General features: G+C 42.4%; 16 protein-coding genes. 9 read left to right on the forward strand and 7 right to left on the reverse strand.

Annotated elements, in window-relative coordinates:
- The 4 genes from dnaA to gyrB all read left to right on the forward strand — a co-directional run bounded on the left by dnaA (window position 1) and on the right by gyrB (window position 6,443).
- Window positions 1-1,377: a chromosomal replication initiator protein DnaA gene (gene dnaA / locus LU290_RS00005; protein ID WP_277808547.1), complete on the forward strand. Its 1,377-nt coding sequence runs from the start codon at window positions 1-3 to the stop codon at window positions 1,375-1,377.
- 110 nt (window positions 1,378-1,487) lie between these two features.
- Window positions 1,488-2,642: a DNA polymerase III subunit beta gene (gene dnaN, locus LU290_RS00010; protein WP_277808548.1), complete on the forward strand. Its 1,155-nt coding sequence runs from the start codon at window positions 1,488-1,490 to the stop codon at window positions 2,640-2,642.
- A gap of 20 nt (window positions 2,643-2,662) precedes the next feature.
- A complete protein-coding gene (gene recF, locus LU290_RS00015; RefSeq protein WP_277808549.1) occupies window positions 2,663-3,817 on the forward strand; it encodes a DNA replication/repair protein RecF in 1,155 nt (384 codons plus the stop codon).
- Window positions 3,818-3,986: 169 nt separating this feature from the next.
- Window positions 3,987-6,443: a DNA topoisomerase (ATP-hydrolyzing) subunit B gene (gene gyrB / locus LU290_RS00020; protein ID WP_277808550.1), complete on the forward strand. Its 2,457-nt coding sequence runs from the start codon at window positions 3,987-3,989 to the stop codon at window positions 6,441-6,443.
- A 57-nt stretch (window positions 6,444-6,500) separates the two neighbouring features.
- Here gyrB and LU290_RS00025 read toward each other — a convergent pair whose 3' ends face one another.
- Window positions 6,501-9,089 carry a DUF2357 domain-containing protein gene (locus tag LU290_RS00025; RefSeq protein ID WP_277808551.1) on the reverse strand — a complete coding sequence of 863 codons (2,589 nt, stop codon included), beginning with the start codon at window positions 9,087-9,089 and terminating at the stop codon, window positions 6,501-6,503.
- Window positions 9,089-11,215 (reverse strand): McrB family protein, encoded by a 2,127-nt coding sequence (locus tag LU290_RS00030; protein ID WP_277808552.1) that lies wholly within the window; start codon window positions 11,213-11,215, stop codon window positions 9,089-9,091. Before LU290_RS00030 ends, LU290_RS00025 begins: the two co-directional genes overlap by 1 nt.
- A gap of 184 nt (window positions 11,216-11,399) precedes the next feature.
- Between LU290_RS00030 and guaA the strand changes: the two genes are divergently transcribed.
- Window positions 11,400-12,962 (forward strand): glutamine-hydrolyzing GMP synthase, encoded by a 1,563-nt coding sequence (gene guaA / locus LU290_RS00035; protein WP_277808553.1) that lies wholly within the window; start codon window positions 11,400-11,402, stop codon window positions 12,960-12,962.
- A gap of 50 nt (window positions 12,963-13,012) precedes the next feature.
- On the opposite strand, the gene LU290_RS00040 is transcribed toward guaA, so the two are convergent.
- Entirely contained in the window at window positions 13,013-13,567 is a 555-nt protein-coding gene (locus LU290_RS00040; protein ID WP_277808554.1) for a DUF2059 domain-containing protein, read from the reverse strand.
- Window positions 13,568-13,950: 383 nt separating this feature from the next.
- Here LU290_RS00040 and LU290_RS00045 point away from each other — a divergent pair, with 383 nt between their 5' ends.
- Window positions 13,951-14,538, forward strand: coding sequence for a phosphatase domain-containing putative toxin (locus tag LU290_RS00045; RefSeq protein WP_277808555.1), 588 nt, complete (start codon window positions 13,951-13,953; stop codon window positions 14,536-14,538).
- An 11-nt stretch (window positions 14,539-14,549) separates the two neighbouring features.
- A complete protein-coding gene (locus LU290_RS00050; protein ID WP_277808556.1) occupies window positions 14,550-15,839 on the forward strand; it encodes a valine--pyruvate transaminase in 1,290 nt (429 codons plus the stop codon).
- A 69-nt stretch (window positions 15,840-15,908) separates the two neighbouring features.
- On the opposite strand, the gene LU290_RS00055 is transcribed toward LU290_RS00050, so the two are convergent.
- Both LU290_RS00055 and LU290_RS00060 read right to left on the reverse strand, forming a co-directional pair.
- On the reverse strand, window positions 15,909-16,259 hold the full coding sequence (locus tag LU290_RS00055; protein ID WP_370688533.1) for a RidA family protein: 351 nt from the start codon (window positions 16,257-16,259) through the stop codon (window positions 15,909-15,911).
- A 74-nt stretch (window positions 16,260-16,333) separates the two neighbouring features.
- Window positions 16,334-17,209, reverse strand: coding sequence for a LysR family transcriptional regulator (locus LU290_RS00060; protein WP_277808558.1), 876 nt, complete (start codon window positions 17,207-17,209; stop codon window positions 16,334-16,336).
- 103 nt (window positions 17,210-17,312) lie between these two features.
- Between LU290_RS00060 and LU290_RS00065 the strand changes: the two genes are divergently transcribed.
- Together LU290_RS00065 and ygiD are read left to right on the forward strand one after the other, a co-directional pair.
- Window positions 17,313-17,729 (forward strand): DoxX family protein, encoded by a 417-nt coding sequence (locus LU290_RS00065; RefSeq protein ID WP_277808559.1) that lies wholly within the window; start codon window positions 17,313-17,315, stop codon window positions 17,727-17,729.
- 268 nt (window positions 17,730-17,997) lie between these two features.
- The gene (ygiD, locus tag LU290_RS00070; RefSeq protein WP_277808560.1) at window positions 17,998-18,786 is read left to right on the forward strand and encodes a 4,5-DOPA-extradiol-dioxygenase; all 789 of its coding nucleotides are present in this window, start codon (window positions 17,998-18,000) and stop codon (window positions 18,784-18,786) included.
- 221 nt (window positions 18,787-19,007) lie between these two features.
- Here the strand turns inward: ygiD and LU290_RS00075 are convergent, their stop codons facing one another.
- Together LU290_RS00075 and LU290_RS00080 are read right to left on the reverse strand one after the other, a co-directional pair.
- Complete coding sequence (locus LU290_RS00075; protein WP_277808561.1) at window positions 19,008-19,457, reverse strand: hypothetical protein; 450 nt, start codon at window positions 19,455-19,457, stop codon at window positions 19,008-19,010.
- A 9-nt stretch (window positions 19,458-19,466) separates the two neighbouring features.
- Window positions 19,467-20,717, reverse strand: a complete 1,251-nt coding sequence (locus tag LU290_RS00080) for a D-amino acid dehydrogenase (protein WP_277808562.1) — start codon at window positions 20,715-20,717, stop codon at window positions 19,467-19,469.
- Between the last annotated feature and the right edge of the window lie 98 nt (window positions 20,718-20,815).

Below are 20,815 nucleotides of genomic sequence, written 5' to 3' on the forward strand. Positions count from 1 at the left end.
ATGTCATTATTTGATGAGGCGGCGATGACTGATACCGCCCCTTCGCTTGATTTTTGGCAGCAATGCCTAAAAGAGCTGTCCTTTGAGGTTTCGGAGGCGGATTTTTTGCGTTGGTTGTCGCCATTAAAGCCAAGCATTGAGGGTGGTGTGTTGGTGCTGTCAGCCATCAACCAATATTTCATCAATCGCATCAACGAAGAGTACATCGAGCTGATTGAGCGACTGGTGCAAAAACACGCCCCTGCCAGCGTACAGGGTGTGCGTTTGGCGGTGGCACAAGTACCTGAGACGCCAATCAAAAGTGATAAACCTACCAAAAAAAGCAAGGTTGGTACGCAGATTGAGGAAAGCGAGCAGATTGAAGAGCATTATACTTTTGATGCTTTTGTCAAGGGTAAGTCGAATGCTTTTGCTTATAATGCTTGTTATGATTTGGGTAAAAAGGCGGGTGACAGCCTTTACCCTTTGGTGTTTTTGTATGGCTCATCAGGGCTTGGTAAGACGCACCTGATGCACGCTGTGGCGCACCGCTACCAAAAGGCGGGCTTGAAGTTTTGCTGCCTAACCAAAGACCATTTTTTTCGCATTACCAAAGATGCGTTTCGTGATCAAAAAGTCGATCAGTTGGTCAAAAAAATCTGCAAAGCAGACCTGCTCATCATCGATGACATTCATCTGATCAATGCCAAAAACGCCCCAAAAGTCGCCGATGTGCTTTTGACGATTTTTAGTGAATTTAGCAAAAATAAAAAACATCGCATCATCTTGGCGTCTGACAGACAGCCCACGCAGCTGAATAATTTTGATGAGCGCTTTAAGTCTCGGTTTTCAGGTGGGCTTAATTTGCTGATTGAGCCGCCAGACATCGACATGCGAGTGCAGATTTTGGAGAAAAAGGCGAGCGTCTTGAATATGGAGCTGCCCAAGGAATGTGCGCTGTTCATCGCCCAAAATGTCGCCCCAGATGTGCGCCGACTGGAAGGGGCGCTCAATCAGGTGCACGCCAATCACGCCATGTCTGGCGAGCCTGTGACGCTGTCTTTGGTGCGCCATGCCATCAAAGATCATGTGGAGGCGCGTGCTCGCGCGGTCAATGCAGACAACATCCGAGACCTTGTGGCGCAGTATTATGGTGTGTCTGCCAAAGATCTGATGGGTAAAAAGCGTGCCAGAAACATCGCCAGACCCCGCCAGATGGCGATGGCGCTCATCCGTGAGCTGACCCAAGACAGCTTTCCTGAGATCGGACAGTTTTTTGGTGGGCGAGATCACACCACCGTCATGCATGCCTGCAAGGCGATCGAGGAGCTAAGAGCTGAGGACATTAAGGTGGAAAAAGCCTATCAGGCGTTAAAAGCAACCTTAGAATTTGAGTGACGGTGTGATGGCTGAGTTTGCCAAAAATCGCCTTAAATGACTTGAAAGATGACTTGTGTTTGCGCCCAAAAATAAGTACCATAAGCAAAATTTTTTAGGAAAAAATGACAATGAAATTAACCATCAATCGTGACATTTTAATCAATGCCATTAGCCTAGTTGCTAAAGCTGCCGACAAGCACCACCGCATCGGTCCTATTTTGGCGAATATCAAATTTGTCTTGACGCAAGATGTCTTGACGCTGGTGGCATCTGATTTGGAGGTGGAGCTTACTGCCACGGTCAATTTGCCAGCAGGGGCGTGCGTTGAGGCGGGCGAGACGACTTTGCCTGCCGAAAAGCTGTTTGTTATTTGTAAGACCTTGTCTGATGAGATGGTGTCGCTGGATGCCAATGAAAGCCGCTGTTTGGTCGTGGGAGGTAAGGCAAAGTACACTCTAAAAACCCTGCCAGCCCAAGATTTCCCAAGTATTGGTGCGCCAAACATCAACACTTGGTTGCAGATTTTGCGTACGACGCTGTTTGATCTGATCAGCCACACTCGCTTTGCGATGGCGACCCAAGATGTGCGTCATTATCTGACTGGAATGCTTTTTGAAATCAATGGCGATAAATTGACCGCCGTGGCGACAGATGGGCACCGTCTGGCGGTGGCGCACCGAGCTTTGGAGTCAAGCTACGATGAGCGCCGTGTGATCATGCCGGGTAAGGCAGTGGGCGAGCTTGAGCGTCTGCTTGGTGAGATTGCCAAAAATAGCCAAGATGAGCCTGTGTCGCTTGGCTTTGATGAGGAATTTATGCAAGTATCGCTGGCGTTCAGTGACGACAGTGAGTATCGTGGTATGCAGGTGGGTATGGTGGCGCGCCTGATCGAGGGTAGGTTCCCTGATTATCGTCGTGTGCTGCCGTCAGGTCATGATAAAGTGGCGGTTTTTAACAAAGAAGAGATGGGTGAGGTGCTGCGCCGCCTGTCCATTTTGGTGAGTAAAGATGCACCGGGTGTGCTGTTTCATTTTGCCCAAGCGGACACCGTCAAGGTGAGTGTCAATAACCGTGAGCAAGATGCCGCCGAAGAGAATCTGGCGGTCAGCTACCAAGGCGAGCCATTGGAAGTGTCATTCAATGAGGCGTATTTGCGTGCGGTACTGCGTGTGCTTGATGGCGACATTCGCATTGAGATGACCGAGGCCGTCAAGCCTGCTTTGATTTATCAAGTGGGCGATGAGATGAATCATCAGTATGTCGTCATGCCAATGCGTGTCTAAGCACCCAACCGTGTGCCGTCATGATTCATGAGTTACGCATTCATGCTTTGAGAAATTTAAGCCAAGCGTCGCTGTCTGTCACCCAGTGTAATGTGATTGTCGGCAAAAATGGCAGTGGCAAAACATCGCTGTTGGAGGCGGTGTTTTTGCTTTCTCGTGGCAAAAGTTTTCGCCATCACGAGCCAAAACGCTACATTCAGCACCACGCCAAAAGCTGTGCGGTGTGGGCGTGCATTGATCATCAAAAAACCATCGCCATTCAAAAACAGCTAGACTCGGCAGGTCTTGCCAGCACCTTATTAAAAGTCAATCAAACCACCGTCCATAGCCAAAGTGCGTTGTCTTTTTTATTGCCAACTTTGCTCATTGATCCGACGGGTATGTCTGTATTGGAGGAGGGTAGTGCCAGTCGCAGACAGCTGCTTGACTGGCTGGCGTTTCATGTGGAAACACGATTTTATCCAACTTGGCTGTCTTATCAAAGGCTTTTAAAACAGCGTAATGCTTTATTAAAATCCGCCCATCTGCCGACAGCGGAGCTTGTGGCGTGGGATCGTGAGCTGTCGGTGTCTGCTCAGGCTTTGCATGAGTGTCGCCAAGCGGTGTTTGGGCGTTGGCAGGGCTTTTTTGGGGCGATGGTTGCTCGGCTACTGCCTGATTATGAAGGGCAATTACAGCTGTCTTATCAGGCAGGTTTTGATGTGCAGGCAGGCTTATTTGAGACGCTAAAAAGTCGCCTACACCAAGACAGAGAGCTTGGCTATACACGCATAGGAGCTCATCGTGCTGATGTCGTCATTACCCTAAAAAACACCAGCGAGCAGGGCGACAGGCTCAAAGAGCAGGCGGTCAATGTGCTGTCTCGTGGCGAGAAAAAGCTGCTCATCACCGCACTCAAACTGTCGCAGTTGCAGCTGATTTGTGAGCATTTGCACGACATCAAGCCTGTGGTGCTGATTGATGATGTGGATGCTGAGCTTGATCAAAGGGCGGTGGGCGTACTGCTAGATACGGTGCTGGATTTGCCTTGTCAGCTTTTTATCACAAGCCTGCAAGAGGCGACCGCCAAGCAAGTACAAGACAAGATGGCACAGCTTGGGAAAGATGAAGAGCAGTTTTCATTGTTTCATGTGGAACATGGTGTGATAAAAAAGCAAGAAAACTCTGGCGAATGAGCGTTGTCGTCTGCATGAGCGTGCTGGCGGATTGTCATGACAAATGCACGACTTTTTCATGACTTTTTTTGGAAAAAATGCTATAATGGGCGTAATATTTTGACAATTGATTACGCCTTGTGTGATGGCTTTTGCCCATGATGATTGGCGTGAGATTTAAGGAATTTTTATGACCGAGCAGACGCAGAATGACGAGCTTTTAAATACTCAAAACAGCGAATACAGCTCAAAAAACATCCGAGTTTTGCGAGGCTTGGAGGCGGTGCGTGTTCGCCCAGGCATGTACATTGGCGATACGGACGATGGCACAGGCTTGCACCACATGGTCTTTGAGGTGGTGGATAATGCCATTGATGAGGCGCTGGCAGGTCATTGTGATGAGATTAACATCGTCATTCATGAAGATGAGTCGGTGTCGGTCATGGATAATGGTCGTGGCATTCCTGTGGATATCCACCCAGAGGAGGGTGTGTCTGCCGCTCAGGTCATCATGACGGTACTGCACGCAGGCGGTAAGTTTGATGATAATTCTTATAAGGTTTCTGGCGGTCTGCATGGCGTGGGCGTGTCGGTGGTCAATGCTTTGTCCAAAAAACTCACCCTAAACATCTGGCGTGATGGCCATCTACACACCCAAGACTACACCGATGGCGTGCCTGATTTTGATTTAAAACAAGTCGAACCGACCACCAAGACTGGCACGCAGGTGCGATTCTACCCAAGTGGCGAGATTTTTAGTGGTACGATTTTTGATTATGACATTCTTGCTAAGCGTCTGCGTGAATTGTCCTTTTTGAACTCTGGCGTGCGTATCGTGCTGACTGATGAACGAGACGATAAGACACAGGTTTTTGAGCATAAAGGCGGTCTGTCCGAGTTTGTCAATTTCATCAACGAAGGCAAGCAAACCTTAAACGACATTTTTCATTTTACCGCACAAGGGGCGGACGGCATTGGCGTGGAAGTCGCCTTGCAATGGTCGGACAGCTACAACGAAAAAGTGCTGTGCTTTACCAATAACATTCCGCAAAAGGACGGCGGTACGCACTTGTCGGGCTTTCGCTCAGCATTGACTCGCTGTCTAAATCACTACATGGAAAGCGAAAATATCGGCAAAAAAGAAAAAGTGCAGGTAACAGGCGATGACGCACGAGAGGGCTTGGTGGCGATTGTTTCGGTAAAAGTGCCAGACCCTAAATTTAGCTCGCAGACCAAAGACAAGCTCGTCTCCAGCGAGGTAAAATCTGCCGTTGAGACGACCATGCACGAACGCCTAAGCGAATATCTACTGGAAAATCCAGCCGCTGCTAAGGCGATTGCAGGCAAAATCATTGACGCAGCTCGTGCCCGTGAGGCGGCTCGTAAGGCACGAGAAATGACTCGTCGCAAGACTTCGCTAGATATTGCAGGTTTGCCTGGTAAACTTGCCGATTGCCAAGAAAAAGACCCGGCGTTGTCTGAGCTGTACATCGTGGAGGGTGACTCGGCAGGTGGTAGTGCCAAGCAGGGTCGTAACCGCAAAATGCAGGCGATTTTGCCATTGAAGGGTAAGATTTTGAATGTGGAGCGTGCCAGATTTGACAAAATGCTCTCATCTGCCGAAGTGGGTACGCTGATTACCGCATTGGGTACGGGTATCGGTGCTGATGAATATAATGCTGATAAACTTCGCTATCATAAAATCATCATCATGACGGACGCTGATGTCGATGGCTCGCACATTCGCACGCTACTGCTTACTTTCTTTTTCCGTCAAATGCCAGAGCTGATTGAGCGAGGTCATATTTACATTGCCCAGCCGCCACTTTATAAAGTCAAAAAAGGCAAGCATGAACTGTATTTAAAAGATGACGAGGCGTTGAAGTCTTATCTGTTGTCATCAACGATTGATGAAAATCAGCTGTTTTTGAGCAAAGATACGCCTGCGGTAACGGGCGTGGCACTTGAAAAATTGCTCAATGATTATAACCAATCGCAAGTCATCAAAGCTCGCCTACAAAACAAATATCCAGCCGAGCTGCTTGATGCATTGACCTTTATGCCAAAATTTGCTGTCAATTTCAATGACAAAGCAGGCATGACGGCGTGGGCTGATGAACTACAGACCAAGCTAAATCAAATCGCCGACAAGCTGTCGCCACAGGTGGAGCTGATTGAGACGACGGGCTCTGATGACACTGCCAAACAGCAATGGCTGCCACGAGTGACGGTATTTGTACATCGTTTGCCACAGTATTATACGCTGGATGCGGTGTTTTTAAATTCGTCTGAGTACGCACGCTTGCACCGTCTGTCTGGCGAGTGGAATGTGGTGCTTAGCGATGATGCGTTCTTGCGTCGTGGCGAGAAAGATTTGGCGATTAAAGATTTTCATCATCTGTGGCATTATATGATGACGGACGCTCGCCGAGGCATGACCATTCAGCGTTATAAGGGCTTGGGTGAGATGAATGCCGATCAGCTTTGGGAGACCACGATGGATCCAGAGAATCGCCGTATGCTTAAAATCACCATTGAAGATGCTATCGCTGCTGATCACTTGTTTAATTGCCTAATGGGCGATGAAGTAGAACCCCGCCGTATCTTTATTGAAGAAAACGCCTTGAATGCGGATATTGATGCTTAGGATGGTACGCAAACAAACCGAACGGTATTAATCATTCGGTTTGTTGATTGTGATTTACTATAAAAAACTCTCGCATTCATAACAAACCACATTGGATACTTGTTCTGCTCGTGTGCGGTGGTATGTCCATTTCAGACCATTTTTGAATAACTTTTCGCCACATTGATAGCAGACAGTTTGTATGGTTAATTGCTTGCAATGAGGACAAGCTATTGAAAGCCTTGCTTTTCCACCTCTGGTGAAAGTTTTTTGAATAATCAATGCACCGCCACAAGAAGTACAACCAATATTTACCCAATTATAATTCGTTGAATTACAAGACAGATAAACCATATTTTTTTGAAAAAAATACCCAAATAATCTTTGTAAGTTATCTATAGTATGTGGATATTTTAATGAGGGGCTGAGAAAAATATGCCCTTTTTTATGTTTGGTTTTATTGCTTTGTCCATAATCGCAGAAATTTCCCCAGCCCAAAGGTGAAGTTCTATGATTGATAATATTTGAATTGGGTTGCAAAATAAATACAGGGTTTTTATTACTCTCGCTGTAATTTTTATTCACATACAGTTCATCGACCAACTGATTTATTTTATTTTCATTAATTTGACTTTTAAATTTGGCATCAAGCACTAATCTTTCCTGAAATACTTCATCACCAACAAGCCAACCTCCATTATTATCTTGCTGGTAGGTTTTGGTATATAAGTCAATCACAAAATCAGGTCGCCTCCCATTTGGCAATTCTTTTTCATAAGTTAAGACAATTTTTCTTTGTATGTTATCATTTTCTAAAACAAATTTAATGTTGTGTTTTTTATTTAACACCGATTGAATCAAACATTCTTGCCAATTGTCACTTAATTTATAATGATAATTTTTGGTTAAAACTTTAATGATTTGTAGTAAGCACCATTTTTCATACAGGTTAGCAATATTGACCAAGCCAATCTGCTCTATTTCTAGCAAATTTTCAAGAATATTGCCCGAAACACCTTGGTAATCATTAATCTTTTTAAATAATTGATTGTGTTTGCTATAAATTGGATTTTGAATAAATACCATTGAGTTGGGACAATGGGACTGAGTTTTGATTCTATGACTATCAAAAAATTTTAATAATTTTTTAACTTTTTGTTTTAATATGGGTAATTTATCATCGATTTTACGGCTAATCTCTGCTTGCTCAGATAAAAAATGAATTTTTCTCTCAGCAATTTCTTTTTCCTTGTTTAGCTCTGATAATTCAGTTTGGTTTAAGGGTTCTATCCAATCATTTTGCTCATACTGGGTATATTTTTGCTCTTGGTTGATAATGGTATTTCTTAAGTTGGTAATGGTATTATTTTCATTATTAAAAATTGCCGTATCTATAAGACTGATAAAAATTTGATAATAGGTTTTTCCATTATTATTTTTATAGCAAGAGACGAAAAACTCCCCTGTCAGTGATAGGGATAAATAATTTAAATTAAGATTGTTGTTTTTTATGTAATCTAAAATATCTTGATGAAATGATATAACCACATAGTCAATATTATATTGCTGTTTTAGTTGCTCTTTGCTATATCCATCCAATCTTGTTACAAAATAACCATCATAATATTCAGCATACTCTCCAAACTCGATGGTTATCTGATTTATTGGATTTATTTGTAAGTGGGTAAAATTTTGCCAATGGTTGCAAATGTATCCACAAAAATCATGATAAGATTGTAATTGAGATTTCATCGTCTCAATTTCTTGAAAATAAACCTCTTTGTTAATCTTCTTGGTTTTGGTCTTATTGCAATAATCAATGATTTTTTGATTTTGTGCAATTTGCGATTGGCAAAGATTATTTTGCTTTTCAGAAATATTGTCAAAAACATTAAGCAATAATTTTATTCTTTTTAAACAAAAATGAATATAGCGATTTTCTGGCGTGTCATAACTTTCATAAAAACTACGACTGGTTAATAATTTGGCATTCGGATTAGTAATAATTTCTCTAAATGTTTTGGTAACGGGTTTGACTTGCTTTTTGGCTTTTTTGATTTGATGTTCTGACAAAAACATATTGGGATTTTGAGTAATTTGTTGGACATTATCCAAAAGCTCACGATACAGACCAATTAACTCATTATCCATAAAGGAAACTTTGGATTTTTGAATATTCGATTTTGAGATACTGTCATTATCTAAAATCAAAAACCATAAATCGCTTTTAAAGTCAGATAAATAGTGCTCTAATTCACTTACAGAAAATTCGTGTGTATCATTAGACAATAGTAGTTTTTGCTGATTAAAAACAAGCTCAACCACACCAGCCGTGCGTTGTAAGTCACTTAAATATCGGTGATTTTTATTATCCCATTGATGAGATTGTATCCACCATACTTCATCGGAAGCAGGTTTTTTAATTGGAATAAGATTTTGGTGGCTAAAATCATTAATGACAATGTAGGGTGTATGATTTATCTCTTCCAAAAATTTGAAACCAACATAAATATTAATGCCTGCAAAAGTGCTGGTGTGAGCTGTAAAATTACCATTTTCAAATTCAATTTCTTGGCAGTTGTCAGCAATCTCCATGCTGGCAACTTCTTTGTTGGAGTGCCAGTATATTTTTAGATAGCGAATTTCAACAGGAAAGCTATTATTCATTATCTCGCCCAATAATTCACCACCGAGTCATTTTTGGTTGCATAGTCAATCATTTGATCCAACTCAAAAATACATTCTGCATCGTATTCTATTTGATTGGTTAAATAATCACGCATATTTTTTAAGATATCTAATTTGCTCAAATCTTTCACTTGCTTTTCGCCATCAAATATCAGTTTTGGTAAAACTTTATGAATTACAATATTATTTAGAATAAAGTCCTTATCGTAATCAAATTGTTGCAAAATTTGAGCGTAATTTTGAGCTTGACGAATGGTTCTTAATCCAAATTCAATCCCCATTGGATTTAAATAATTTTTTGCCAAATAAACCAATATTTCTACCAGTTCGTCATTTTTATCAAAATTAGGATAATTTTGACGAGCTCCCAATTCATCAATATTAAAAACAATAGGTAAATTTATATCCAAATCAAAGGATTGAATTTCGTTTTCTATTTCGTCCCAATCTAACAATAAAGGACTAGAAAAACGCATAATATGAGCTCTATCTAATATTTTTGGTGAAAGATAGTGAGTGGTTTCATCAACATTAATCGCCCCAATAATTCGCACATTGGCAGGTAATTTAACAGATGACGGGGTATTTAAATAGCTATTTAATAATCGTCTTAAATAAGCGTGATATTTTAGTAAGGAATCACCTTCTTTAAATCCACAAGTATCGTGTAATTGTTGGTTGATTTTTTCATCTTTTAATAAATCCACAAACTCTTGAATGTTTTTATCTTTATCGTCAATTGCATCACTGATAATGGATAAAAACATTTTAATTTCATTGACCACTTGATTGGATTCGGCATCTGAATATAAATGAATTAAAGGCTCTGATGAGCGTTCTTCCATTAAACTTAAAAAATCTGCAAAATAATATTCTACCCTAGCCAAATTCATTTCGTCCAAACAAATAAAATAAGGAACATTAGGATTTTTGATTGCATCAAAAATTGCTTGCAAAAATGGCGTAACCAAATATTTTTGTTCTAATGGATTATAATAACCTAATAAATCTTCGGCACTCGTCCAATTAGGTTTTACTGGAATAATTACCGATTTTCCGCCAACCGCTTTAGCAAAAGACTTTACCAAATTTGTTTTACCAGAACCTGAATCACCAGCTAAAATAATTAAATCATGCGTATTGATAAGTGCAAAAAAATCTTCTAAGGTTTTTCTAGAGTAAATAATGCCTTTTTGATATAAATGAGCTTGAATAAAGGCAATGGCTTCATTTAAATTGTTAAAATTAGATGAAAAAGAGTATGTATCCGCATTTAAATCTGGAGTTGCGAGGGCGCCTCCGATAAATTGCTGATATGTATCTTCATCAATTAAATCAAGTGTTTTTAGAAAGCGAGCTTGTTGTTCTACAAATTGGCTAAGTTGCTTCATTTTGCCGAAGACCTCCTGTTTATATGCTTCCAAATCATTGCTTAAAGTGAGTCTTTGTTGCTTTAAATTGTCTATAGTGTGTTGATACTCGGAAATTTGCTTATCGCTCTCCAGTATGGTATTTTGAGTTTGAGTTAATTGATTTAACATGTCGGCAAGTTCTTCTCTTTTTTGAGAGATTTGAGTTTTTTTATCTTCTAATACATCCTCAATTCTTTTTTTGCTCTTTTTGTACAATAGATTGTACCACTGTGCTTCGATTAATCGAGTGGCATTCTTCCCAAAGACTTCTATTTCAATGGGTTTAGGGAGTTCTTTGAGTGGAGAAATATCCGTGGCAGCTAATTCAAAAGGGTTGTTGTGACGCTCCCTTTCGGAATAAGGAGCTAAGTCCACTGCAGCTTTAACCCATTCTTTATTTAACAGATGAACTCTTTGCCCATTTATATGAGTACCGACAAAAATGGTTTGTTTTGTGTTTTTATTAGCGCGAATGGGATATAGTAGTCTTTCCATGGTATCTATATGGTAGAAACTTTCAATAACCCAAAAAGAAGAATGCTCTGTGGAAATTTTTGTAACTTGACCGCATACGATTAATTCATTGGTTTTATCATATCCCCAGATTTCTTTTAAAAAATCCAATATCTGTTCGTCGCTCCATTCTTGATCTGCAATATCAGAAAAACTATAAATCTCTGCAGATTCAGTCATTTTTTATTTCCTTTGAATTATTTGTTTTGCATTGTAAATCCAAATGATTATTTTATCATAGCTAACCAAATTAAACCACGTCATCATTGTCATATTTTTATTCATTTCAATGCAAATTCTTAACCTAACATAATCAAAAAATGCTAAAATACCCCCATAATGTTTTGATAAAAAAGGACAAAAGATGACTGCTAACATCACCCAAGACCGTATCCTTATCCTAGACTTTGGCTCGCAATACAGCCAGCTCATCGCTCGCCGTGTGCGTGAGGCAGGCGTGTACAGCGAGATGTACGCCTATGACGCAAGCGATGATGAAATTCGTGCATTCGCCCCAAAAGGCATTATCCTGTCTGGCGGTCCAGAGAGCGTGTATGCGGATAACAGCCCAAAAATCCCGCAAGCGGTGTTTGAGCTTGGCGTGCCAGTTTTGGGCATTTGCTATGGTTTTCAGGCGATGACTGCTCAATTAGGCGGTGAAGTGATTGCAGGCGATGTCAAAGAGTTTGGCTATGCAAAAATCGACATCGTAGCACAAGATAAGCTACTTGCCGATATGCAAGACGAACAAAACCAATCGCAAGTTTGGATGAGTCATGGCGACAAAGTGTCTAAGTTGGCAGAGGGTTTTGTTGTTACTTCTAGCACACCAAGCTGTCCGTTTGCGTCCGCATCAGACGAAAATCGTAAATTCTATGGCGTGCAGTTTCACCCAGAAGTTACCCACTCAGAAAAAGGCGAAACCTTGATTTCTAACTTCGTCCACGGCATTTGTGGCTGTGGCAATGCGTGGAATTCGGATAACATTATTGAACTTCGCATTAAACAATTACAAGAACAAATTGGCGACAATCAAGTCCTGCTCGGCTTATCTGGTGGCGTGGATTCATCGGTTGTGGCGGCATTATTACACCGTGCGATTGGCGATAAATTAACCTGCGTATTTGTGGATAATGGTTTACTGCGTCTCAACGAAGGCGACCAAGTGATGAAAATGTTTGCCGAGAATATGGGCATTCGTGTGATTCGTGCGGACGCTGAAAATCGTTTCTTATCAGCACTTGCAGGCGCAACCGACCCAGAAGCCAAACGCAAAATCATCGGACGAGAATTTATTGAAGTATTCAGTGAGGAAGCCCGTAAGCTAGACGGCATTAAATTTTTGGCACAAGGTACGATTTACCCTGATGTCATCGAGTCTGCTAAGTCTAAACATGGCAAGGCTCATGTGATCAAATCACACCACAATGTGGGCGGTTTGCCTGAAGATTTGGCGTTTGAACTCGTTGAGCCACTCCGTGATTTATTCAAAGACGAAGTGCGTAAACTTGGCGTGGCACTGGGCATTCCTGCTCATATGATTTATCGCCACCCGTTCCCAGGGCCGGGTCTTGGCGTGCGTATTTTGGGCGAAGTGAAAAAAGAATATGCTGATATTCTGCGACTGGCGGACGATATTTTTATGCAAGAACTTCGTTCGTCTGGTTGGTATGATAAGACCGCCCAAGCCTTTGCTGTATTCCAACCTGTCAAGTCGGTGGGCGTGGTCGGAGACGGTCGCCGTTATGCGTGGGTGATTGCCTTGCGTGCTGTTGAAACAGTGGACTTTATGACGGCTCGTTTTGCCCATTTGCCATACGAACTGGTGGATAAAATCTCAACTCGCATTATGAACGAAATCGCCGATGTCTCTCGCGTGGTGTATGATGTCAGCTCTAAACCACCTGCGACGATTGAGTGGGAATGATATTTACCTGCTTAAAAAATCCCATTCGTTTTGAATGGGATTTTTTATGACTATCTTAAAAGATCTTGCAACTGTGATTCAAACATTGGCGAATGCTTTTTCGTTGCCTGTTCAACTTCTTGATTAAACTGATGATTGTTGGAAAAGTCCGCCAGAGTTTTATCAAGCAATTCGTTCATCACAACAGATTGCTTGGCGACAATGCTTTTGCCGACAGGTGTTTGGTAGAATTTAACCATCGCATCTACCTCTTGTTGGCTGTAGTGTTTTTTGGTAATCAACATGAAATTTTCGGTGGTCTGTTGGGTTAAAAGATCGGTATCCAACTCGTCCCAAACCTGCTCGCCAAAGGTCTGTGCCAGCACTTCTGCTTGTGCCCGCTTGTCCATCGGCAAACTTCTAAACACAGGCGAATTTAGTACGCCTTGTGCAAATGCACTGATGAAGCTGTGTTTCATGCTGTCTTGAAAGCTTTGTTGTAAATCGGTTACTTGTGCCAACTTGATGAGTGAGCTGTCGTTTGGTGTGTTTGCCAATGCTGGGTTTGAGCCTATGAGTAGTCCAATACTTAGTGTTGCTGCGATGATGCCTTGTTTGAATTTCATACGATGTCCTTGTTAATAAAAATGATTATTATATGATAACAGATGTTAAATATCTTTGTCAATCTACCGTCATGGGATAAGAAATGGTGAGTGTGTGGTTAGGACCACCTTGGTTTTTTGAGCTTGAGGTGTTTCATGTGAAACACTGCTGTGATAAGTCATCATCTGTGGCGATGTTGGTGTGTGAATATGGTGAAAAGACTTGGTAAATCTGGCAAAAAAGCGAGTAAAAAATCAGTTCTTTTGTCCTAAAATCAGCAAATCAAACCCAATGCGTCATTTTTTCTTGGGTCGATGGTGATAAAAGTTAAAAATTACCCAACCGTCATTCTTGATATTTGCTATAATTTCGGTTTGTGTTTTAAGTTTTGTGTAAGATGACAATGAAATATCAATGGATATGCTCTGGGCTGATGGTGGCGACATTGTGTGGTTGTGCCATTCATCAATCACCATCAAATCATCAGCCGCATTGGGCGGTGTTGGTAGATAAGTCAGCCAATTTTTATCAGGTTGATGATAAATTATACCGCAGTGAACAGCTGATTGATGATGACAAGCAGACGGTTCATGACAATAACATACGCACCATCATCAATCTGCGTTATTTTGATCGCAACGATGATAAGGTGGTCTTTGATGATGCGTCCGTGAATTTGGTGAATACGCCGTTATTGACATGGAGAGTGCGTCCGCAAGAAATCGCTTGGGTGCTTTATGCGGTTGAGCAAGCTCAGCAAGATGGTGCGGTGCTGGTTCATTGTTATCACGGTGCTGATCGCACAGGCATCATCATTGCCATGTATCGCATCATTTATCAAAACTGGTCTATTGATGAAGCGAAGCGTGAAATGAAGCAGGGTGATTTTGGTTATCATGCGATTTGGAAAAATTTGGAGAATATGCTGACACCCATCACGGTGGCACAGGTAAAATCGGCATTAACCACCATCAAAAATCAACAAAATTGACGGAATGGAGTATGAAATTTTCAAAATTTGGCGAAAAATTCACCAAAAATAGCGGTATTTTACAACTGATGGACGATTTGGGCAATGCACTCAATTCGCCCAATCCCATCAATATGCTGGGTGGTGGTAATCCTGCGGTCATTGATGAAGTCAATCGGGCGTATCAGCAGACGCTGGCGAATATTGTTCATGAGCAATCCGCCCTAGAAAGTGTGGCGAATTATTCCACGCCACAAGGCGATGCTAAGTTCATTGACACGCTGGTTGAGTTTTTTAATCGCCATTATGATTGGGGTTTGACTGCTCAAAATATTGTTTTAACCAATGGCTCACAAAACGGCTTTTTTTATTTGTTCAACTTATTTTCTGGGCAATTTGCCGACGGCGAAAAGTCCATTTTGTTGCCGATGGCGTCAGAATATGTTGGCTATGCGGACGCTCATATTGATGGCGTGCATTTTGTCTCCGTGCCGCCGATTATTGAAGAAGTGGAGCATGAAGGGCGGGGTGGGTTTTTTAAGTATTGCGTGGACTTTGATAAATTGGAAAGTTTGCCAGAGCTTGCAGCGGGTAAGATTGGGGCGATTTGTTGCTCACGCCCAACCAACCCAACGGGCAATGTACTGACCGATGATGAGATGGCTCGTTTAAAAGTGCTTGCCAAAAAATACGACATTCCGTTGATTGTTGATAATGCGTATGGCGAGCCATTTCCGAACATCATTCACGCTCATACGAGTCTGACTTGGGATAATCAGACGATTTTGTGCTTTAGCTTGTCCAAAATCGGTCTGCCAGGGGCGAGAACGGGTATCATCGTGGCAAATACCGATGTCGTAAAAGCGGTGAGTGCGATGAATGCCATCATTAACTTATCGCCTGTGCGGTTTGGGGCGGCGATTGCCACGCCGTTATTTGCTGATGATACCATCATCAATCTTGCCAAAGACCACATTCGCCCATTTTATGCCAAGCAGACGGCATTTGCCATTAGGTTGCTAAAAGAGCAATTTGCTGATCTGCCAGTAAAAATTCACAAGCCAGAAGGGGCGATTTTCTTATGGGTGTGGTTTGCTGACTTGCCAGTGTCCACCACCAAACTCTATGAGCTACTCAAAGAAAAAGGCACGCTGATTATCCCAAGCGAGCATTTTTTTATTGGGATTGACAAAAAGAATTATCCACACGCAAGGCAATGCATTCGCCTATCCATCGCTCAAAGTGATGAGACCTTGACTAAGGGTATTGCTACGATTGGCGAGGTGGTGCGAACGCTTTATGAGCAAGAAAAGTCCGCTTAATCATGACCGATAAACCCCCTTAAATTATTGAAATTTAAGGGGGTTTTTCTTGATTTTGGCGTGTTTGGATTAAATCGCTGCCGTTACCACGATTTCCACAAGCCATTTTGGATTGACCAAATTTGCCTGTACGGTGGCACGAGTGGGCGGTACAAAACCCTGTATCCATGTTTTGTATTCGGCATTAAATTTATCAAAATCATTTAAATCTTTGATAAATACTTGGGCGGTGAGTAGTTTAGATTTGTCCGTGCCTGCTTTTGCCAAAGCCTTATCAATATTGGCAAGCACTTCACGAGTTTGCCCAACGATGTCCAAGCTATCATCATCAGGCACTTGCCCTGCCAGATATGCCACACCATTATAAACGGCGATTTCGGTGATGGTTTCATTGCTGTCTAGTTTGGTGATTTGGTTCATCATTGTTCCTTAGTTACATGAAATGAATGCCTAGTGGACAAATCATTATAGCGTTGCTTGTGCTTAGTGTAAACTTAAATTTGGTGATTTTCAAAATGGTGGGCGTGTGCCTGTAAAAACTCAATCATACACCGCACCTTGATGGGGAGCAGGCGAGTGGCTGTCAGCATGACGATGGGTATCATGGATTCTTGCCAATCTACCAGTACGGGGACAAGCCCCGTTTTTTGCTTGGCAATCGTGGGCAGTAGCACGATACCCAGCCCTTGACGAGCCAGCTCTGCCAGCAGTCCAAAATCATTAGATTGGCAGATGGGGGTGGTGTGAATGACGGCGGTTTGGTCGCCATGAATCAGCGTCCAAGTTGGCAACCCCAAATAACTTAGACAGCGATGGGCGTGCAGTTCGTCAGGCGTGGCAGGTGTGCCATGAGCATCAAGGTAGCTTTGACTGGCGTACATCGCCATTGCTGTCTGGGTCAAAGGGTGGATGATATAATGCCCTTCGGTGGGTTCTCCTGCCCTCACCACCATATCCACACCGCCCGTCAAAAGGTCGGTTTTGTGGGCGGAAACATCAATGTGCAGGCGAATTTTGGGGTATTTTTGGTAAAAAGTGGGCAAAATTTCGGTCAGCCAATCGCCAATTTCATTGTTTACCGACAGTTTTAACACGCCTTCTGGCTCTAATTTTAGACCGCTCATCGCTTGGTGGGTGCGTTCGGTTTCGTCCACAATCGCCACCGCCCGTTCAAAATAAAATTGCCCCGCTTCGGTCAGTTCAAGTTTTCGGGTGGTGCGGTGAATGAGTTTTAGTCCAAGATGATTTTCTAACTCGCTGATTTTACGAGATAAACTGGACTGAGCAATGTCAAATTGCAAGGCGGTTTTGGAAAAACTTTTGTTTCTAACCACTGCCACAAATAAGGTCATATGTTCCACAAACAGCATTTTATTATTCCTTATATGGATAAATGTTATCTATTATAACGATTTATTGAAAAATTGAAAACAATTATAATACGCTCCATTCAACACTATTGAGACAAACTTTATGAATACTTCAAAATTTGACATCCTTGCCCCAATCGTTTTATCAATCCTGCGTATTGTAACAGGCTATGCCTTTTTCTTGCACGGCACGGCAAAGGCATTTGGTTTCCCTGTGGATAATACCGCTTATTTGGGCGGAAATTGGTTTTCCTTAATGGGAATGGCGACCATTTTAGAATTGGTTGGTGGTATTTTGATTATGGTTGGTTTTTTAACGCGTCCGACTGCGTTTATTTTGTCAGGACAAATGGCGGCAGCCTATTTTATGATGCACGCATCAATTTTCCCGCTTGCCAATGGCGGCGAACCTGCGATGCTATTTAGCTTTATTTTCTTGTATTTGGCGGTAGCAGGGGGCGGAAGTTTGTCTTTGGATAATTTGTTTAATAAAAAAGTGATGGGTGAGTTGAAGAAGTGAGTTAAAAGTTGCCATTTAAAAAATAGGTATAAAATATTTTATGCCTATTTCTTTATTTTTTATTTTTAAAATATAGTTAATTCTATTCAAAATGCAACAAAGGTTTTTTCGTTCGTGGTGAGCTTGTCGAACCATAACGGAAAAACCGTTCCACCCGCAGGCATAGCTTAAGGGCGAACGGTTTGGTGTGAATTGAGTATAATATGAATTTTACCATTAAAGTGTAGGAGCGAATTGCAATTCGCCCACATTTAACAAGGAAAGCCCAATGAAAACCCCAGCCCTTTTTGTCGGACACGGTAGCCCAATGAATGCCCTTGACGCCAACGCCCCAATCAATCAAGGCTTTGCCGACATTGTCCAAAAATTTGCCAAACCGACCGCCATTTTGTGTATTTCCGCCCATTGGTATGAGCCGTCATTACAGGTTCAAAGTGGCGAAAATCCGCCTTTGATTTATGATTTTTATGGCTTTCCTGATGAGTTGTACCAAGTGGCGTACCCCGCCAAAGGCTCGCCAAGCCTTGCCAAACGGGTGGGCGAGCTGTTGTCCGATGGCGATAAGCCCTTGATTTTTAATGACAATCGTGGCTATGACCACGGAGCGTGGGCGGTGTTAAAGCACCTTTATCCTGATGCCGACATTCCTGTGGTGCAGTTGTCCCTTGACAGCACCAAGTCCGCCGAGTGGCATTGGGCGTTGGCTCAAAAATTACGCCCCTTACGAGACGAAGGCGTGCTGATTTTGGGTAGTGGCGACATTGTGCATAATTTACGCTTGGCAAGTTTTGCCCACATTGACACACAAGGGGTGGGCTATGAGTGGGCATTTGATTTTGCTGATAGGATTAACCAAGCCATTGAAAATCAAGATAAAAATACTTTGGTGCATTTTGAAAAATTGGGCGAACCTGCTCGTCTGTCCGTGCCAACGCCCGAGCATTATTTACCCCTGTTGTATGTGCTGGCTCAGCGAGATGAAGACGATCCTGTGCTACTATTTAACGATTGGTTGGTGGCAGGTTCGCTGAGTATGACGAGTGTGCTTGTGGGATAAAATCCCTTTTTGTGATAAAAAGGGCTTGTGGTTTGATTTGTTGAGGGCAATTATTCATATTGAGTCATTTGCTTAATTATGGCTGGCTCGTATAAAATCATCAGGCACTTGCCCTGCCATATACCACACCGTTGAAAATCGTGATTTTGGTAATGGTTTCGTTGCTGTCTAGTTTGGTGATTTGGTTCATAAAAGTTGCCTTATTTGATTTACCTAAAATTTTAATTATCAATATGAATACTTTTTAGCCAATAAGGATAACCATTAACAAAGTTCTCAACTTCAATATATTCAAAACAGACTTTATCGCCTTTTTTAAAACCATTAAAAGAAAATTTATTGGCATAATAATCATCAATATAGCGAAAACGGTATTTTTTGTCTATGCTGCTGCTTTGAATGGTGATGCGATTGGTAACAGATTTTCTTTGCTGGCGTGCGGTTAATGGCTTATCAGGATAAATAATAATACCACAATCTTTTTGTGCTTTGCCATTATGGTACAAATAATCGCCCATTATATAATAATAGCCAATCACAAAAGTGCCAATCAGCCAAAAGCCAATTAATAAGCCGACAATGATTTTGTTATTTAGGGCATTGCCTTGATGCAAACCATAGGCAATAAAACCCACCAATAACCAAAAGCCCGTGCCAACAAAAACACCCATAGCTAAAAATTACCGATAACGGTCAATATTTAAGCCATCAATACTAATCTTGGTCTGTTTGCTCATAATAATATCGCTTAATAATTTACCAGAGCCACACGCCATCGTCCAGCCGAGCGTGCCGTGTCCTGTGTTGATAAATAGATTATCAAACTTGGTCGCTCCGATAATCGGCGTACCGTCTGGAGTCATTGGGCGAAGTCCTGTCCAAAATTTGGCATTCGCCAAGTCGCCACCATCAAACAAATCTTTGGTTACCATTTCTAGCGTGGCACGGCGAGCAGGGTTTAGGGATTTGTCAAAGCCTGACAATTCCGCCATACCACCCACACGAATGCGATTATCAAAGCGAGTAATGGCGATTTTGTAAGTCTCATCGAGCACGGTAGAAATGGGTGCTTTTGTTTCGTCCACGATTGGCACGGTCAAAGAATAACCCTTGACAGGATAAACAGGCAAATGAAGCCCTAAATCCTTTGCCATCGCCCGAGAATAACTGCCTAATGCCAAGACAAAACCGTCTGCCGTCAAAGTTTCGCCATTGGCAATGACGCCTGTTACTTTTTGATTATTGGTGATGATTTTTTCGATGGTGGTGTTAAATTTAAATTCTACGCCCAAAGTTTTAGAGTGTTCGGCAAGGCGTTTGGTGAATAAATTACAGTCGCCCGTTTCATCATTGGGTAAGCGTAGTCCGCCCAACAGATTGGCTGTGGCGTGGGCAAGGGCAGGCTCGGCATTGATAAGTCCGTCCTTGTCCAAGACTTCATAAGGTACGCCGCATTCGTCCAGAACTTTGGTGTCAAGTTTCATCGCTTCTAGCTGAGCAGGCTTTCTAAACACCTGCAAAGTGCCACCTGTGCGGTGTTCGTAATTAATGCCAATCTCATCACGGAGCGAGCGGATGCAATCACGACTGTACTCTGCCACTCGCATCATGCGTTCTTTGTTAATCTTGTATCGGCTGGCGTTGCAGTTGGACAGCATTTGACGCATCCACGCCAGCTGAAAGCTCGTGCCATCTGGGCGAATGGCAAGTGGCGCGTGTTTTTGCATGAGCCATTTTGCCGCCTTTTGTGGGATTTTTGGCGCCGCCCAAGGCGTTGAGTAGCCAGGGGAGATTTGCCCTGCATTGCCAAAGCTTGTCTCCTCGCTGACATCAGCTTGGCGCTCGATGACGGTGACTTTTGCCCCAGATTTTGCCAAATAATAAGCGGTGGTTGTGCCAATCACGCCGCCGCCCAAGACTAAAATGTGCATTTTTGATTTCCTATTTATAATAAAATCTTAACAAAAATTGTCATAATAATGCTTATGATAGCATGATTTTTTGGGTGTTTTATGATTTTTTCAATTGT

This window comes from Moraxella nasibovis, from assembly GCF_029581575.1.
Taxonomy (GTDB): domain Bacteria; phylum Pseudomonadota; class Gammaproteobacteria; order Pseudomonadales; family Moraxellaceae; genus Moraxella; species Moraxella nasibovis.

What these genes read in the sequence shown, in the direction of transcription:
- LU290_RS00045 (WP_277808555.1), top strand. Translation starts at nt 13,951, where the DNA reads ATGAAATATCAATGGATATGCTCTGGGCTGATGGTGGCGACATTGTGT.
- LU290_RS00075 (WP_277808561.1), bottom strand. Translation starts at nt 19,457, where the DNA reads ATGGGTGTTTTTGTTGGCACGGGCTTTTGGTTATTGGTGGGTTTTATT.
- LU290_RS00055 (WP_370688533.1), bottom strand. Translation starts at nt 16,259, where the DNA reads ATGAACCAAATCACCAAACTAGACAGCAATGAAACCATCACCGAAATC.
- guaA (WP_277808553.1), top strand. Translation starts at nt 11,400, where the DNA reads ATGACTGCTAACATCACCCAAGACCGTATCCTTATCCTAGACTTTGGC.
- dnaN (WP_277808548.1), top strand. Translation starts at nt 1,488, where the DNA reads ATGAAATTAACCATCAATCGTGACATTTTAATCAATGCCATTAGCCTA.
- LU290_RS00050 (WP_277808556.1), top strand. Translation starts at nt 14,550, where the DNA reads ATGAAATTTTCAAAATTTGGCGAAAAATTCACCAAAAATAGCGGTATT.
- LU290_RS00065 (WP_277808559.1), top strand. Translation starts at nt 17,313, where the DNA reads ATGAATACTTCAAAATTTGACATCCTTGCCCCAATCGTTTTATCAATC.
- dnaA (WP_277808547.1), top strand. Translation starts at nt 1, where the DNA reads ATGTCATTATTTGATGAGGCGGCGATGACTGATACCGCCCCTTCGCTT.
- LU290_RS00040 (WP_277808554.1), bottom strand. Translation starts at nt 13,567, where the DNA reads ATGAAATTCAAACAAGGCATCATCGCAGCAACACTAAGTATTGGACTA.
- LU290_RS00025 (WP_277808551.1), bottom strand. Translation starts at nt 9,089, where the DNA reads ATGAATAATAGCTTTCCTGTTGAAATTCGCTATCTAAAAATATACTGG.
- recF (WP_277808549.1), top strand. Translation starts at nt 2,663, where the DNA reads ATGATTCATGAGTTACGCATTCATGCTTTGAGAAATTTAAGCCAAGCG.
- LU290_RS00060 (WP_277808558.1), bottom strand. Translation starts at nt 17,209, where the DNA reads ATGCTGTTTGTGGAACATATGACCTTATTTGTGGCAGTGGTTAGAAAC.
- LU290_RS00030 (WP_277808552.1), bottom strand. Translation starts at nt 11,215, where the DNA reads ATGACTGAATCTGCAGAGATTTATAGTTTTTCTGATATTGCAGATCAA.
- LU290_RS00080 (WP_277808562.1), bottom strand. Translation starts at nt 20,717, where the DNA reads ATGCACATTTTAGTCTTGGGCGGCGGCGTGATTGGCACAACCACCGCT.
- gyrB (WP_277808550.1), top strand. Translation starts at nt 3,987, where the DNA reads ATGACCGAGCAGACGCAGAATGACGAGCTTTTAAATACTCAAAACAGC.
- ygiD (WP_277808560.1), top strand. Translation starts at nt 17,998, where the DNA reads ATGAAAACCCCAGCCCTTTTTGTCGGACACGGTAGCCCAATGAATGCC.